General features: G+C 62.9%; 15 protein-coding genes, 2 tRNA genes and 1 pseudogene. 7 read left to right on the top strand and 11 right to left on the bottom strand.

What is annotated here, in order from left to right; all coding sequences use genetic code 11:
- Positions 1–843 (bottom strand): putative RNA uridine N3 methyltransferase, encoded by an 843-nt coding sequence (locus GJR98_RS07635; protein WP_151137032.1) that lies wholly within the window; start codon positions 841–843, stop codon positions 1–3.
- A gap of 288 nt (positions 844–1,131) precedes the next feature.
- Here GJR98_RS07635 and GJR98_RS07640 point away from each other — a divergent pair.
- Both GJR98_RS07640 and GJR98_RS07645 read left to right on the top strand, forming a co-directional pair.
- Positions 1,132–1,202 (top strand) — tRNA-Gly (locus tag GJR98_RS07640).
- 12 nt (positions 1,203–1,214) lie between these two features.
- Positions 1,215–1,285: transfer RNA gene (locus tag GJR98_RS07645), tRNA-Gly, on the top strand.
- A 248-nt stretch (positions 1,286–1,533) separates the two neighbouring features.
- Here the strand turns inward: GJR98_RS07645 and GJR98_RS07650 are convergent.
- The 5 genes and pseudogenes from GJR98_RS07650 to GJR98_RS17460 form a co-directional block, all read right to left on the bottom strand.
- Positions 1,534–1,864 (bottom strand): annotated as a pseudogene (locus GJR98_RS07650) (VOC family protein); the annotation flags it as partial.
- A 115-nt stretch (positions 1,865–1,979) separates the two neighbouring features.
- Positions 1,980–2,234: a hypothetical protein gene (locus GJR98_RS07655; protein ID WP_151137034.1), complete on the bottom strand. Its 255-nt coding sequence runs from the start codon at positions 2,232–2,234 to the stop codon at positions 1,980–1,982.
- Between the two features lie 108 nt (positions 2,235–2,342).
- Entirely contained in the window at positions 2,343–2,618 is a 276-nt protein-coding gene (locus tag GJR98_RS07660) for a DUF7130 family rubredoxin-like protein (protein ID WP_151137036.1), read from the bottom strand.
- A gap of 37 nt (positions 2,619–2,655) precedes the next feature.
- The gene (locus tag GJR98_RS07665) at positions 2,656–3,714 is read right to left on the bottom strand and encodes a YihY/virulence factor BrkB family protein (RefSeq protein ID WP_151137038.1); all 1,059 of its coding nucleotides are present in this window, start codon (positions 3,712–3,714) and stop codon (positions 2,656–2,658) included.
- Between the two features lie 44 nt (positions 3,715–3,758).
- Entirely contained in the window at positions 3,759–3,926 is a 168-nt protein-coding gene (locus GJR98_RS17460; protein ID WP_191965434.1) for a hypothetical protein, read from the bottom strand.
- 103 nt (positions 3,927–4,029) lie between these two features.
- Here GJR98_RS17460 and GJR98_RS07670 point away from each other — a divergent pair, with 103 nt between their 5' ends.
- The 3 genes from GJR98_RS07670 (at position 4,030) to GJR98_RS07680 (ending at position 5,863) form a co-directional block, all read left to right on the top strand.
- Entirely contained in the window at positions 4,030–4,344 is a 315-nt protein-coding gene (locus GJR98_RS07670) for an MTH1187 family thiamine-binding protein (protein ID WP_151137040.1), read from the top strand.
- A 104-nt stretch (positions 4,345–4,448) separates the two neighbouring features.
- A complete protein-coding gene (gene mch, locus GJR98_RS07675) occupies positions 4,449–5,381 on the top strand; it encodes a methenyltetrahydromethanopterin cyclohydrolase (RefSeq protein ID WP_151137042.1) in 933 nt (310 codons plus the stop codon).
- A complete protein-coding gene (locus GJR98_RS07680) occupies positions 5,378–5,863 on the top strand; it encodes a hypothetical protein (RefSeq protein ID WP_151137044.1) in 486 nt (161 codons plus the stop codon). Before mch ends, GJR98_RS07680 begins: the two co-directional genes overlap by 4 nt.
- Before the next feature lie 6 nt (positions 5,864–5,869).
- Here the strand turns inward: GJR98_RS07680 and GJR98_RS07685 are convergent, their stop codons facing one another.
- The 5 genes from GJR98_RS07685 to GJR98_RS07705 form a co-directional block, all read right to left on the bottom strand.
- Positions 5,870–7,474: a GTPBP1 family GTP-binding protein gene (locus tag GJR98_RS07685; protein ID WP_151137046.1), complete on the bottom strand. Its 1,605-nt coding sequence runs from the start codon at positions 7,472–7,474 to the stop codon at positions 5,870–5,872.
- Between the two features lie 136 nt (positions 7,475–7,610).
- On the bottom strand, positions 7,611–8,159 hold the full coding sequence (locus tag GJR98_RS07690; RefSeq protein WP_151137048.1) for a J domain-containing protein: 549 nt from the start codon (positions 8,157–8,159) through the stop codon (positions 7,611–7,613).
- Positions 8,160–8,252: 93 nt separating this feature from the next.
- Positions 8,253–9,050 (bottom strand): orotidine-5'-phosphate decarboxylase, encoded by a 798-nt coding sequence (gene pyrF, locus GJR98_RS07695; RefSeq protein ID WP_151137050.1) that lies wholly within the window; start codon positions 9,048–9,050, stop codon positions 8,253–8,255.
- 82 nt (positions 9,051–9,132) lie between these two features.
- Entirely contained in the window at positions 9,133–10,314 is a 1,182-nt protein-coding gene (locus GJR98_RS07700) for an MFS transporter (protein ID WP_151137052.1), read from the bottom strand.
- Positions 10,315–11,862 carry an amidohydrolase gene (locus tag GJR98_RS07705; protein WP_151137054.1) on the bottom strand — a complete coding sequence of 516 codons (1,548 nt, stop codon included), beginning with the start codon at positions 11,860–11,862 and terminating at the stop codon, positions 10,315–10,317.
- Positions 11,863–11,979: 117 nt separating this feature from the next.
- Between GJR98_RS07705 and hmgA the strand changes: the two genes are divergently transcribed.
- Both hmgA and GJR98_RS07715 read left to right on the top strand, forming a co-directional pair.
- Positions 11,980–13,191, top strand: coding sequence for a hydroxymethylglutaryl-CoA reductase (NADPH) (gene hmgA, locus GJR98_RS07710; RefSeq protein WP_151137056.1), 1,212 nt, complete (start codon positions 11,980–11,982; stop codon positions 13,189–13,191).
- A gap of 147 nt (positions 13,192–13,338) precedes the next feature.
- Positions 13,339–14,235, top strand: coding sequence for a CPBP family intramembrane glutamic endopeptidase (locus GJR98_RS07715; RefSeq protein ID WP_151137058.1), 897 nt, complete (start codon positions 13,339–13,341; stop codon positions 14,233–14,235).
- Positions 14,236–14,298 lie beyond the last annotated feature (63 nt).

A 14,298-nucleotide genomic window follows, 5' to 3' on the forward strand; every position in this document is an offset into this window, starting at 1 on the left:
TCACTCCGTGAGTGTCAGGGAGGCGAGTGACGCGAACATCGCTTCTTCCGTTCGCACCACGTCGCTTCCCTGTCGCGGAATCGTATTGAGCCAGAGGTCGAACCCCGGACCACCGGAAGGTTCGACGTCTGCAACATCCTCGGGAGACATCCCGAGCATGTCCGGAAGCCCACGGCCCGGTGAACCGAAGACGACGGTCATACCGCCGGCATCGGCGATGCGGGCAGTCAGTTCTCCCAAACGGGGGACTGACAGCGGCTCGCCATAGCGAGACGTGGCGATTCGCACGCCCGCATCTGGCCTGCCGAGTGCTTCCGTGAGGTCCATGCGGGATACGTCGAACCCCGGAAGGGGGTCGTCGACGATCCTCGCACGGACCGGTTCTCGCGAAGAGATCCTGACAGCGACGCGCTCTCCCTCTGTGAGGTTCATCCCGGGAGGGACGAACAGGGAGATCGGGTGTTGCATTCCGCAATTGACCCGAACGCGGTCGTCAGGTCCGACCTCGGTCACGATTCCTTCTCGCAACGCAGGCAACTCGTCGGAGTCGCCCGCGGTCGTAGACGAGACGAGGACAGGGGGCAGAATCCCGGCGTACCGGAGTTCGTCACGCTTGCCCCACACTTCCTTCCGGAGGTATGGGGGCGTCGCAGCGTACCGAAGTACGGTTTCGACGAACTCGCCGCCCCACCTGGTCTCGCCATCTTCGTCGGGGAAGATGACGAGTTCGTCCGCCCGGAACACCGCCGCCGCACGGGCGACGTAGCCGAGTTTGCGAGTTGCCTCGCGTTGGTCTTCGGCTTCCCGGACGAGTGAGGTCGGCACGAGTACGCTAAGTTTCATGCCGAATTCATCCTCGTGTCGTCTAGACTGTGGCGTTTCTACCGTAGGGTCACCTAAAAGAGTAGCGAATCAAATCTGGGGTGATAGAGCCTCCCACGCACCAGTTTGTGGGGGATTGGCGAATGACGTGTGTGCGTGAATACCACGATTTTCGACCAGTCGGACGAACCGAATCCCACGTGGTAGCAGGTGCCGCGCTGTCATCCGATTTCTTCCCCGTTTCGCAAGTCTTATTTATCAACCCAGCATTATCCTGAAACGCAGCAAGCGCCACGATACACGCGGAATGCGCTGGTAGTGTAGTGGTATCACGTGACCTTGCCATGGTCACAACCTGGGTTCAAATCCCAGCCAGCGCACTTCCACCTCATGCGTCGGTAGTGTAGTGGTATCACGTGACCTTGCCATGGTCACAACCTGGGTTCAAATCCCAGCCGACGCACTTCTACAACGAACCTACCTTCCGAGCGACCGCTGTGCGTGTCGCTCGGACTGTGAGGAGTGAATGCGAGAACTGGGATTTGAATCAGGGAGCGTCGCGAGCGAAGCGAGCAGAGCGACCGAGGTTCAAATCCCTCGGGTTCGTTCTTCGCCCTCAAAGGTGAGTCTTCACCAACCGCTACATTCCGTTTACATCGGATACGCCACCTCCCACAGGTGGCCATCTGGGTCGGAGAAGTACCCGGATTACCCGCCCCAAAAGGCGTCCTGTGCCGGTTTCACGATTCGTCCGCCACCGGCTTCCACCTCGTCCAGAATCGCGTCCACCTCGGCTTTCGTGGACACGTTGTGTGCGAGGGTGACGCCCGAGAATCCGTTTCCTTCCGCGGCGACAGTCGCGTCTTCGGCGAGTGACTCCCACGGGTAGAGCGCCAGCCACGTCCCATCGAGTGTGAAGAACGCGATGTCGCTGTCCGGGTCGCGGTCGCGTAACGGAAAAACCGAGTCCGTCTCGATAGAAGCGAATAGAGTCAGCGAGGTCCGAGACGCCGAGTGTAACGATTGTGATTCGCGGGTCCATGCGCGAGGGACGACGACGCAGTGCAGAAGCATTGGTAGGCAGTCGGCCTCGACTCTGCGCTCGCGTGTGGGCGAAGAAGAAATTAGTACCCGAGCGTGTCGACCGTCTCGATTAATTAGTACCCGAGCGTGTCGACCGTCTCGATTCGTTCGATACCGTCGAGTTCGCAGAGCGCCGCCACGTCGGATTCGGAGAGGACGACCACCACACCACCGAACTGGAGTTCTTTCTCGACAGACCCACCGAGTGACTCCACGTGGTCGTCGAGAGCGAGCCGGGCGTCGTCGTCGACAGGTTCGACACGGAGTTCGGCCGTCTCGTCGTCGAATGGGTCGTCACGCATCCGTCGGACAGGATGAGAGAGGTACATACTCGTCGGTCGATGGCTGGCGGGAAAACGGTCGCGGTCGGTGCTGAGCACCCCCACGTGGCCACTTCGGAACTCGACGCTCGAACCCGACGCTCGTGTTCGTGACCCTCAGTCTTCGGTGTAGTAAAACAGCGATTCACGTGCGGCCCCACAGTCCGGACAGGAGGTGGGGAACGCCGTCAGTGACCCAGTTTCACCACAGCGGTCACACTGCCAGACGAGGTACGCTTCGCCCATGTGGTGGGTGCTCATCGTGCGGTTCTCGACGACGACGGGCGGGAGAACGGCCCGCGAGGCGGTGGTCGAACTCGTCTCGACGGTCTCCCACGTCGAGTGGTCGCCGTCGAGTGGCCGGGTCGGGTAGGACGGTGTCTTGATTGCCATGCGAGAGGTACGGTCGCTGGAGGGATAATGCACGTTGTCAGTCGTCCTGAGTGTCAGGCCACGACGACCATCTGAGTTCTAACCGGACCGGGCCCTCGGGGAGGAACGTGCTCGTGTCGGTGTCGACGACCACCTTTTCGGGGCGTGGAATCCACACCATCTGGTCGCCAACCGTGACCATGATGTCGTCGGTCGGGTTCGCGGCGACGAGTCTATCCAGTTTCTCGATGGCGGTGGTCACGTCGTGTCGGGTCGACCCACCGGCCTGCGAGTCGAGTGGGACGCCACCGAAGAGTGGGCGGACGTTCACGTCGCGAGAGCGATTCGAGAGAACTGCGTTCACCGCGGCACCCAGAAGGATGACGAGTCCACTGAAATACAGCCACGTCAGGAGGACGAGGATGCCAGCGACGACACTCGACTCGGGTGCTTGGCTACTGAACTGGACGTAGAGTCGAAAGAGCGACGCGAAGACCGTCAAGCCGACGGCAGCGACGAGTGTCCCGGGGACGACTTCGAGAAAGCCCACGTCTTCGTCTGGGAAGATGTAGTACATCGGGTAGAACGCCACGAAGAGGAAACTGATGAGAACGACCCGAGAAATGGCCCATCCGAGGGCCCCGTCGAGTGTGGGGAGGATCGTTTCGACGACGCCGCCCACGATTACGGCGAGTGAGACGGTGATCAAGACGATGAGGCCGTCGGTGACCTGGTCAGTGAACGTGTTCGCGGCCTCTGATTCGTAGATATCCGAGAACGCAGTGTCGAGTCCTCGGAAGATACGCAGCGTCCCCCACACGAGGACGAGGACACCGACGAGCGAGAGGCTGGAGAGTTGCCCGGACGTCTCGATTTCGGTGATGATGACGTCACCAGCGCCGGGGGTCAACACAGATTGGAGGACCGTAATGACGCTCTGCCGAAGGTCGAGACTCCCAATCGCCGAGACCGCAGCGAGAACGAGAAGGAACAGTGGCAGGAGAGAGACGAACGCGCCGTAGGCGATGCTCCCCGCCATGAACGTAAGCCGTTCAGTGCGCACTTCGTGGAGGATTGCTCGACCAAGAGTGAGCGCACGCGCGACACGTGGATTCATGGAATCAGATACGTTGGCGAAGAAGAAAAAGGACGACCAGCGCGTTATCGTTGCGTGGTGAAGAGTCCGACTGCGAGACCGAAGGCAGCACCCGTCGCCGTCCACTCTGTCGAGTAGCCAACGGCACCTCCAATCATCGAACCGAGGAGAACCCCGACGATAATCGTCGCCGCGAAGACGAGTGTCAGTTGAGTGATTCTACGTCGAGACATACAGGATTCTATGACTGTCAAGATGATAGCCTCATCGGTTCGATAGCAAATTGTCCATCAATCGACACTTCGTTTTACTATCTTGCGCGACGGCGTGTTCGGTATGACAGTCATCGCGATGTTGAGTGTCGCACCAGTTACCGAAGGGAGCATGTCCGGCGAAGTCGCCAAGGCGGTCGCCGCACTCGACGACTTCGACGTCTCCTACGAGACGAACCCGATGGGAACTATCGTCGAGGCGGCCGATATCGACGAACTGCTCGCGGCGGTGGCGGCGGCTCACAAGGCGGTCGACGGTGACCGAGTGAGCACGTTCCTGAAGATAGACGACAAACGAACGGTCGACCAGCGGGCCGCGGACAAGGTCTCGGCCGTCGAAGAACACCTCGGACGCCCGGCCAAACGCGACCACGAGTAAGCTGCCGACGCGTGCCTCAGGCGACGCACGCTGAGACACGTCCACGCACGCCGGAGAGCGGGCGACTGACAAACCCTTTAGCCGAAGGCGCGTAATCGGCGCCCATGGAAAGCATCAATCGAATGGCCATCGAACTGGTCGACGAGGCGCTCGATTTCGCCGACGAACTCGGCATCGAGGGCTACGAACTCGACTCCGGTGCGACGGTCATCGACTTCGGCGTCGACGCCGACGGCGGTGTCGAAGCGGGGATGCTCCTCGCTGAGATTCAGACCGCCGGCCTCGCGACGGTGCAGACACGAATGGGCGACGTTGCGGGCACGCCACGCCCAACCGTCGAACTCTCGACGGACCGCCCCGCACTCGCACTCCTCTGTTCACAGAAAGCAGGGTGGGAACTCGTCTTCGACGACTTCGACGGACTCGGGTCGGGTCCCGCCCGCGCGCTCGTCGGTGAGGAAGAAGAGTTCCACCACCTCGGCTACTACGACGAGTTCGACCTGACGGCGCTCACCGTCGAGAGCATCAACCTGCCGACCGACGAGGTTGCAGAACACGTCGCTGACATGTGCGGTGTCGAACCCAGTGCCGTCTTCTTGCCGACGTACGCGACCGGTTCGCTCGCAGGGAGCGTCACGGGCGCGGCCCGGACGGCGGAACTCGCGATGTTCAACCTGTTCGAAGCAGGGTACGAACCGTCGAGTGTCATCTCGGCCAGCGGGTCGGCCCCGCTGGCACCGGTCAGTTTCGACGAAGGTGTCGCCATGAGTCGAACGAACGACGCCGTCGCCTACGGTGGGAAGGTTCACTTGACCGTCGCCGAGGACTTCGACGACTTCGACCGCGCCATCTCGACGGCCGGCGAAGAGTACGGCGTCCCGTTCGAGCAACTGTTCGAAGACGCCGAGTGGGACTTCGGCGAGGTCGACCCCGGCGTGTTCGGTCCGGCACAGGCGACCATCGACGTGGTGGACGGCCCCACCTACACCTTCGGTGAGACGGACGAGGACGTCCTCGCCGAATCGTTCGGACTGTGAGGCGAAAGCCGGTCCCGCCCGCCCCGGATGCACTCGACCGACTCTGGGAGGCACACCGCGCGGTCCCGCTGATTCCGGGGTCCGAAGACGACTGCTGTGGCCGCCTCGCCACACGGTTAGACGTGACGCCGGACGAGGGTCGTGACTGGCTCGTCTTCTGTCAATCACTCGGCCTCGCTCGGGAGACGAGTCGCGGATTCGAGCGCCTCCGCGACGAGAAGACCGTCGAAGACCTCGGGCACGCGTTCGTCGAGCACGTCTTTGGCGCTCGGGAGGTGCTGGATGCACTCGGCGACGACCCACGTTCGGCCGACGCCGTGTTCGACGCGTTCGAACCGACAGTCCCGAACTGGGAACGGCACCGCGACCCAACTGGGTGGGAGACGCGCTGGCGTGACCGTGTACTCGACCTCCTCGACTGGGCAGTGCTGTTCAGACTCGCACGGCACGAAACAGCCGGATACGCCGCAGTCGACGCCTGAGTCTGCTTACTCGACGCTGGTCACGGTCCCGACGCCTTTCGACCGGCCTTCGCGGAAGACGAATCGCTGGCCTTCTTCGACGAAGTACGGCCGGAATTTGAACTCGACGCGAGTCTTCCCCGTATCGCCCGGGAGGAGTTGTCCACCCTCTGGGTAGAAGACAGCCGCTTCAGAGGCGGTTTCGAGGTGGACGACCGGTTCGTACCCCTCACGGATGCGCGTCGGGTGGTTGAGCACCATCACTTCGGCTTCGAACTCGCGGACTGCAGTGGGTTCGGCGTCGATTGGGAGCAACACCATTCCACGTTCGATTTCTGACTCACTGACGCCTTTGAGGGCGATTCCGACGATGCGTCCGGCGTTCGCCCGGTCGACACGGTGGTAGTGCATCTCGATGGACCGAACTTCGACTTCTTTGAACGACCCGTCTGCCATCGGACCCAAGAGGAGTGCGTCTCCCGCTTCGACCGCGCCAGAGTTGACCGTTCCGGACGCGACGGCGCCGACGCCAGTGACCGAGTACGTCCGGTCGATGTACATCTTGAAGTCACCCTCTGCGGCGCTTCGCTTCGGGAGCGACTCGAACATGTGGTCGAGTTCGTCGATACCGTCCATCTCGACGGCGCTCGTCAGGACGATTGGGACCACCGACTCGCTAATCTCGTCGACCGCGGCCTCGACGCCGTGGCGTTCGACGCTGAGTGGGGTTCGGCCCACACCGCGAAGGAGTCGTTCGACCTCGCGTTCGACCTCGTCGAGTCGCTCTGCTGAGACGGCGTCTGTCTTCGTGATGGCGACGATTGTCGGCAGTTCCATCGCGAGGAGGATGCCGAGGTGTTCGCGGGTCGTCCGGGTCGGTCCGTCGTCGGCGGCGACGACGAGGAGGCCGTAGTCGAGTCGTTGCCCGACGAGGCCGCGAATCGTCGTCCGAAGCCACGGTTCGTGGCCGACGGTATCGACGAACGAGACCAGTCGGTCGGCATCCTGGACGATCTGTGCGCGGTCAGATTTGCGGTGCGGATTTCGCATGTGGACCGGGCCATCGTCGGAGAATCCGTACACTGCGTACGAGAGGTCTGCCGACAGGCCGCGCTCGATTTCGTGCGGTTGCACGTCGAGGAACGCCCGCGTCCAGCCGTTCCCGTTGTCTGCTTGACCGGTTACGAGTGAGCCAACGAGCGTGGACTTCCCGTGGTCGACGTGACCAGCGGTCCCGACGACGATGTGGTCGTCGTCGACGTCCAGCATCGCCCCTTCGCGGATGGTTGCGACACCGACGAGCCCGCGTTCTGCCGTTTCGCCGACGCCCCACGTCTCGACGTCTTCGATGTGTGCGCCCGCCTCTTCGGCGAGTAACGAGAGGACGTCCATGGTCTCGGAGAAGTCGGCCGGCGAGATACCGGCGATACCGCCGTCATCGGTGACACCGACGACGTAGGTCGCCACTCCATCACCAGAGAGCACTCTGTGTCGGAGTTGGGCCGCAAGCGACTCCATCCGACCGTCGGACAGGTGAACGGCGCGAGTGAGGCGTTCTTTGAACTCGACGTTCCCGCCTTCTTCCTCACCGCGCTCGAGGGCCTCGTTGAGGAGAGCCCGGTCAGCGCTCATGGCCGGCCGTAGGAAACCAACCGTGAAAACGCTTTCCGCGGTAGTGGTTACCATGTTAATATCAACCACGGTTCACGACTAACTCGTCAACGGGCTATCTTGACACCGAACGGTGTCGACGAACGAGTAGTCGAAATTACTCAGACAGGCGTTCGTACGCCCGAGAGACTCGTTTGAACGCCTCTTGGTCCCCGTTCTTCGAATCGGGATGCGTCTCTTTGACGCGCTCTCGGTACGCCTGTTTCACTTCCTCGGGAGAGGCACCGTCGTCGAGTCCGAGGGTTCGGAGCGCCTCCTGTCTGCTCACGGGGTTTCGGGGTGGGCGAACGCGTTGAGAACGGTTTTGGTAGCCAGTTCGGCCTCCGACATCCCTGAACCGTCCAGCGCCCGGTCCCTGACGCGGGTCGCCGCGCGGGCCAGCGCCGAATCCGCCAGTCGTTTGTCGACTCGCGCGTCGGCGTTCCGACTGAAACCCGACGCCGCCGGCACCTGCTCGGACGCGGGTTCGGCGGAAGCGCTCTTCGAGGCGGCCGCTGACGTGCGAATACATGAAGTACGTCGTCGCACCGAACGGGATGGCCATGACCAGCAAAAACGGCTGGTAGACGAACGCCAACACCACGATGAGCATGGTGATTCCCGCGAACACGGCCGCGAGACCCATGACGAGTCGGTCCCGGTCCACAGTCGCAGTTGGTGGCGCACGGTGGTAAACGTCTCGCCGGTACTGAGACACCGTTCCGATGGCGGCGTGGTCGTCGTCGGTGAACGCGCCGGTTCAGCGGAACTGATTCAGGCGGTTCTTGAGACGCTTCGCCGCTTGACCGGCAGCCTTGTCGAAGTGTTCGCCCTGGTCCTCTCCAGCGAAGATAATCCCCCGAGAAGAGTTCACGAGGCCGACACCGTCGGCGAGTCCGAACTCGACTGCTGCTTCGGCGTCACCGCCCTGTGCACCGACACCGGGGACGAGAAACGGCAGGTCCGGAACCTGTTCGCGGATGTGTTCTAACTCGTCGGGACCCGTTGCGCCGACGACGAGGCCGACGTTTCCGTGTTCGTTCCAGAGGTCGCAAAGCGCCGCAACCCGTTCGTAGAGCGGTTCGCCCGAGGCGAGTTCGAGTGACTGGAGGTCGGACCCACCGGGGTTCGAGGTTCGGCAGAGCACGAACACGCCCTTGTCCGCTCGGTCGAGGAACGGTTGAATCGAGTCACGTCCCATGTAGGGATTGACGGTGATGGCGTCCGCCTCGTCCAGCAGATTCGCGTACTTTCGGGTCGTGTTGCCGATGTCGGCGCGCTTGGCGTCGAGGAGGACTGGCACGCCCTTTCCGTGGGCGTAGGCGATGGTCTCTCGGAGCGACCGCCACCCGTCGGCGTCCTCGTAGAACGCCGCGTTCGGCTTGTAGGCCGCCGCGTGTTCGTGCGTCGCGTCGATGATACGGCGGTTGAACGCCCAGCGTGGGAGGTCCTTGTCGAGGAGGTGTTCGGGGATGCGGTCGATGTCGGCGTCGAGGCCGACGGAGACGACGCTGTTCACCTTCTCGATGCGGTCGTGGAGGTCGTCGAAGAAGCCCATTGCCCGCGAGTGCGACGACCGGGAGTAAGGGGTTTTCCCTTCGGGTTGGATTCTCCGCTGTCTGGGGTGGTTCTATGCAGCGCTACACTGGCCGTTCGACTGCCCACAGCGCCCCCGACCCGAGCAGCAAAATCACACCGAACGCAGCGAGCGCGCCGGCCGGTGAGACCACGTCGGCGACGACGCCGCCGGCGAGTTCGAACGGAACGACGGCGAGCGACAAGACCATGCCAGCGGCCGAGAGCACCGTCGCTCGGCCGACCGAATCCACCCGGTCGTTGACGTACTGATTCCCGAGGACGACAGAGGCGTTGGTGATGGCACGGGTGACAATGAACGCGGGGAAGGCCAGTGGGCCGAACAGGGGGAGTGACCCGAACGCGAGCGCGACGAGGACGGGTGCGAAGAGAAACCACCGTCGAATCCCGATTCGGTCGCGAATCCAGCCAGCTCGGTAACTCGCTGCCGCCGCAGCGAGTGAGAAGACGGCGTAGGAGGCGCTGACTGCAGTGTTCGACGCCGAGGGTGGAACCCCGAGGCCGAGCGCCACGTCGCGGACGATTGGCTGGTCGAAGATGTACGCCATGTTGACGACGCCGAACAGGAGTGCGAAGTAGACGACGAACCCCCGAAGTGGCGGCCGAGTCAACTTCTCTCGAATGACGCGAATCGCCTTCTGCGGGGTGAAGTCGCTTCCGGTCGTCCCGGTCTCGGGAACCGAGAGGAGAATCGGAATGCCGAGTGCCGTCACGACTGCGGTGGCGAAGAACGGCACCGAGTAGTTCGTGGCGTCGGCGATGACGCCGCCTGCGAGTGTCGTCACCGCGCCGATTGCGAGGCCGACGCCAGTCGCCCGGCCACGAACGCTCGCGAACTCCTGTGTCTCGTCGGTCTCGCCCAGCAGGTCGTAGAGCCACGCGTCGTCGCTTCCGGAGCGGAACGTCTGTCCAACTGCCCACGTCGCGTAGACGACGGCGAACTGGAGAAACGTAGACGAGAGGCCCATGGCGACGGTCGAAACGGCGATGATGGCCGTCCCGACTACCATCGCAGTGCGTCGTCCGAGTCGGTCGCCGACGTACCCCGTCGGAATCTCGCTGGCGACGAGTGCAAGCCACCAGATGCTGTTGAGTGCGCCGACCGCCGCGAACGAGAGACCCTGCGACCGGACGAACAGAATCCAGATGGCTGCCGTAAACGAGACGAACTCGGTCGCCTTGTAGGCGTAATACTTCGCAACCGGCGAGCGGAGACCCGTCTCCATTCAGTCTCGTGCCTCGAAGACGATGCGGCCGTCGACGACGGTCATCGCCACGTCGATGTCACGAATGGAGTCGGACTCCCACGGCGACTCGTCGAGGACGACGAGGTCGGCGGCGTTGCCCGGGACGACGGTCCCCAGTCGGTCTTCGTCGAATCCGGCGTAGGCACCGCCCGAGGTGTACGCGCGGATTGCTTCGGTGACGGTGAGTGACTGGTCTGGGTTCGGATGGTCGGTGGCGAGGTCGATACCGAGCAACGGTCCGAGTGGCATGCAGTCGCTCCCGAACGCGAGGTGGACACCGGCGTCGAGGAGGTCACGGTACCGGTTCGTCTGGAGGCGACGGTCACCGAGACGAGCGTCGTAGAGGCCGTCTTCACCGGCCCACTTCAGGAAGTTCGGCTGGACCGAGGCGACCACTCCCGTGTCTGCGAATCGGTCCACTGCGTCGTCGGAGGCGAGTTCGACGTGTTCGACTCGGTGCCGGGCGGAGTCTGCGTCTCCGGTTTCTTCGTAGGCATCCAGGACGGTGTCGATAGCTTCGTCGCCGATGGCGTGCGCAGTGAGTTGGTAGCCGGCGTCGTCGGCCGCTGCGACGAGTTCGTGGAGTTCGTCGGGAGAGACGACCCACTGTCCAGTCTCGTCGGGGGCGTCTGCGTATGGTTCGGACACTTTTGCGGTGCGGCCGCCGAAACTCCCGTCGGTGAACGTCTTGATGGCACCCACGCTGACGAGTCCGTCGCCGTGGTTCGTCCGCAGACCGACTTCGTGGAGTGCGTCGAAGTGGTCCGACCAGTAGTTGATGCGAACGCGGAGGTCCAAATCGTCGGCAGCAGCGAGGTCGTGGTAGACTTCTGGGGCACGGGAGCCACGAACCATGTCGTGGACGCCGGTGACGCCGCGAGCAGTGGCGTACTCCTGTGCGGCGCGGACGAGTTTCGTCATCTCTTCGCGGTCCGGCTCCGTCGCCTCCCAGAGCACGTCGATTGCTTCCTCGACGATGACGCCCGTCGGCTCGCCGTCCGGGCCTCCACCCTCTGTTTGGACGCCTTCTGCGACCATCTCGTCGCGGTAGCGGTCGAGAACGACAGAGTTCACGCCGGCGGTGTGGAGGTCTTCTCGGAAGGCGACGACGGGGGCGGTGTCGGAGACGCTGTCGAGGTCGTCACAGGTGAGATAGCGCGATTCGTCCCACGTACTCTCGTCGTAGCCGAACCCAAGAATCCAGTCTCCTTCGTCGAGTTCCGACGCTCTCGCGCGGAGCAGTTCGAGGGCGTCGTCCACCGAGTCTGCCGCAGAGAGGTCAGCGTGAACGAGTGACCGTCCGACGTTCGGGAGGTGGGTGTGGGCGTCGATGAATCCGGGCAGGACGATTCGGCCGTCACAATCTACCACTCGCGTCTCGACGCCAGCGAGGAGTTCAACGTCGAACGCGCGGCCGACACGGACGATTTCGCCGTCGCGAATAGCGACTGCTTCGTGCGTCTCGTCCGGTGATTCGAGCGTGTGTACCTCCGCGTTCGTCAGTACGAGGTCCGCTGCCGCAGTCATACGTTCGACCCCGACGCGGGAGGGCAAAATCGTTCGGGATTGGGAGGAACTGACTGGGTAACTCGGCTTGCTCGAAGAACCGGAAACCGTTAGGGCCGGCGCGGGAAACGTCGGAGCATGACAGACGCCGCGTCCCTCGCCGACCGCGTTCGGGAGGGCGAACTCCGCCTCCACGAACTCGAAGCACACGCCGACGCCGACGTCGCCGCCGAAGCACGCCGCCTCCTCGTCGAAGAGCAGTCGGGTGCGTCGCTCGACTCGGTTGGTAACTACGGCTTCCCCGCCGAGAAGGCCGAGTCGGCCATCGAGAACATGGTCGGTGCCATTCAGGTGCCGATGGGTGTCGCTGGCCCCGTCACCGTGAACGGTGCCGCCGTCTCCAGCGAAAAGTACCTGCCGCTGGCGACCACCGAAGGTGCACTCCTCGCGTCGGTCAACCGAGGGTGCTCGGTTATCAACAGCGCTGGCGGCGCGACCGCCCGCGTCCTCAAGTCCGGAATGACCCGCGCCCCGGTGTTCCGCGTCGCCGACGTGGCCGAGGCCGAAGCACTCGTCTCGTGGACTCGTGACAACTTCGAGAAGCTGAAAGACGCCGCAGAGGAGACGACGAGTCACGGCGAACTCCTCGACGTGACGCCGTACGTCGTCGGCAACTCCGTCTATCTGCGCTTCCGCTACGACACGAAAGACGCGATGGGGATGAACATGGCCACCATCGCCACCGGGGCGGCCTGTGACGTCGTCGAGGCAGAGACCACCGGGTCGCTCGTCGCCCTCTCGGGCAACCTCTGTACCGACAAGAAACCTGCCGCCATCAACGCCGTCGAAGGACGCGGTCGGAGCGTCACTGCCGACGTTCGTATCCCCCGCGAAGTCGTCGAACAGCGACTCCACACCACGCCGGAGGCCATTGCGGAACTCAACACGCGAAAGAACCTCATCGGGTCGGCGAAGGCCGCGAGTCTCGGCTTCAACGCCCACGTCGCCAACGTCGTCGCCGCGATGTTCCTCGCGACGGGACAGGACGAAGCACAGGTCGTCGAAGGCGCGAACGCCATCACGACCGCCGACGTTCAAGACGGCGACCTCTACGTCTCGGTCTCGCTCGCATCGCTCGAAGTCGGGACGGTCGGTGGCGGCACCAAACTGCCGACGCAGTCCGAGGGACTCGACATCCTCGGTATCCGCGGCGGTGGCGACCCCGCCGGGTCGAACGCCGACGCCCTCGCCGAGTGCATCGCCGTCGGGTCGCTCGCCGGTGAACTCTCGCTTCTCTCTGCACTCGCCTCGCGGCATCTTTCGAGCGCTCACGCGGAGCTGGGACGGTAACTGACCTCGGCCGGGAGAGACTCGGCCCATCGAACGTTCACTCTATAACTGACCCGTCTGTTTTGGCCCGTTCGAGACCTGAAACTCAGAGGCCGAGAACTGAGTACTGCGTTCAATAGCTAAGAGAGCGATTGTCTATCAGACATTATGGTCGAGACAGCCAAAGTCCAACCGGGAGTAACGACTTCGTTCGTGACGAGCCCACTGGCGTTTTTCGGCGTCACGTACCTGATTACGTGGTCCTTCTGGGTGGCGGCTATCGCACTTGGAATCTCGTTCGAGAGTGCAGAAGGCCTCGTACTGCTGTTGGCCGGACTCGCCGGCCCGGGTATCGCCGGCATCGGGTTCACCTATCTCGTCTACGACGAACGTGGACGGAAAGACTACTGGAGACGTCTTACTGACGTGAGCCGAATCGGTCTCAAATGGTTCGCCGTCATCTTGTTTCTCCCCCTCGTGATGAGTCTCGTCGGAGCGGCAGTTGACCTCTTCCTCGGTGGGACTGGTGCAACGTGGAGCGAGGGTGTTCTTGGCTTTGCTGTGAGTCCGCTCGCGATACTTCCGGCGGTGTTCTTCGCGACGCTCCCACCGTTCATCGAAGAGTTAGGATGGCGTGGCTACGTGCTCGACCGCCTCCAGATGCAGTGGTCTGCTCTCACTGCGAGCCTCATTCTGGGTGTCGTCTGGGCCGTCTGGCACCTTCCGTTGTTCTTCGTCGAAGGGACGTATCAAGCAGGACTCGGGGTCGGGACGCTCGAATTCTGGTCGTTCATGATTGGAGTCGTCGGCCTCACGGGAGTGTTCACGTGGGTGTTCAACAACACCACCCGTAGCATCCTCGCGATTATCATCTTGCACGGGATGGTCAACTTCACGGGCGAGATAATCGCGCTCACACCACGTGCCGATGCAATCGCGACTGTCTCGTGGGTCGTCTTAGTCGGCGTCCTCGCAGTTGTCTGGGGGTCGCAGACGCTGACCAGTTCGGACGAGGTGCCACAACCGCCACCGGTCGTCGAACGATACCACGACAGCAACCGGTAGTCGGACAGTAGACACACCACGAATGAGCAGTGCTAACGTGAGTAATGCTAACGTGGTTTGACG

The organism is Haloferax marinisediminis, from assembly GCF_009674585.1.
GTDB classification, from domain to species: Archaea; Halobacteriota; Halobacteria; order Halobacteriales; family Haloferacaceae; genus Haloferax; species Haloferax marinisediminis.

What these genes read in the sequence shown, in the direction of transcription:
- GJR98_RS07670 (WP_151137040.1), top strand. Translation starts at nt 4,030, where the DNA reads ATGACAGTCATCGCGATGTTGAGTGTCGCACCAGTTACCGAAGGGAGC.
- GJR98_RS17460 (WP_191965434.1), bottom strand. Translation starts at nt 3,926, where the DNA reads ATGTCTCGACGTAGAATCACTCAACTGACACTCGTCTTCGCGGCGACG.
- GJR98_RS07635 (WP_151137032.1), bottom strand. Translation starts at nt 843, where the DNA reads ATGAAACTTAGCGTACTCGTGCCGACCTCACTCGTCCGGGAAGCCGAA.
- GJR98_RS07715 (WP_151137058.1), top strand. Translation starts at nt 13,339, where the DNA reads ATGGTCGAGACAGCCAAAGTCCAACCGGGAGTAACGACTTCGTTCGTG.
- GJR98_RS07660 (WP_151137036.1), bottom strand. Translation starts at nt 2,618, where the DNA reads ATGGCAATCAAGACACCGTCCTACCCGACCCGGCCACTCGACGGCGAC.
- GJR98_RS07705 (WP_151137054.1), bottom strand. Translation starts at nt 11,862, where the DNA reads ATGACTGCGGCAGCGGACCTCGTACTGACGAACGCGGAGGTACACACG.
- GJR98_RS07700 (WP_151137052.1), bottom strand. Translation starts at nt 10,314, where the DNA reads ATGGAGACGGGTCTCCGCTCGCCGGTTGCGAAGTATTACGCCTACAAG.
- GJR98_RS07655 (WP_151137034.1), bottom strand. Translation starts at nt 2,234, where the DNA reads ATGTACCTCTCTCATCCTGTCCGACGGATGCGTGACGACCCATTCGAC.
- pyrF (WP_151137050.1), bottom strand. Translation starts at nt 9,050, where the DNA reads ATGGGCTTCTTCGACGACCTCCACGACCGCATCGAGAAGGTGAACAGC.
- hmgA (WP_151137056.1), top strand. Translation starts at nt 11,980, where the DNA reads ATGACAGACGCCGCGTCCCTCGCCGACCGCGTTCGGGAGGGCGAACTC.
- GJR98_RS07665 (WP_151137038.1), bottom strand. Translation starts at nt 3,714, where the DNA reads ATGAATCCACGTGTCGCGCGTGCGCTCACTCTTGGTCGAGCAATCCTC.
- GJR98_RS07685 (WP_151137046.1), bottom strand. Translation starts at nt 7,474, where the DNA reads ATGAGCGCTGACCGGGCTCTCCTCAACGAGGCCCTCGAGCGCGGTGAG.
- mch (WP_151137042.1), top strand. Translation starts at nt 4,449, where the DNA reads ATGGAAAGCATCAATCGAATGGCCATCGAACTGGTCGACGAGGCGCTC.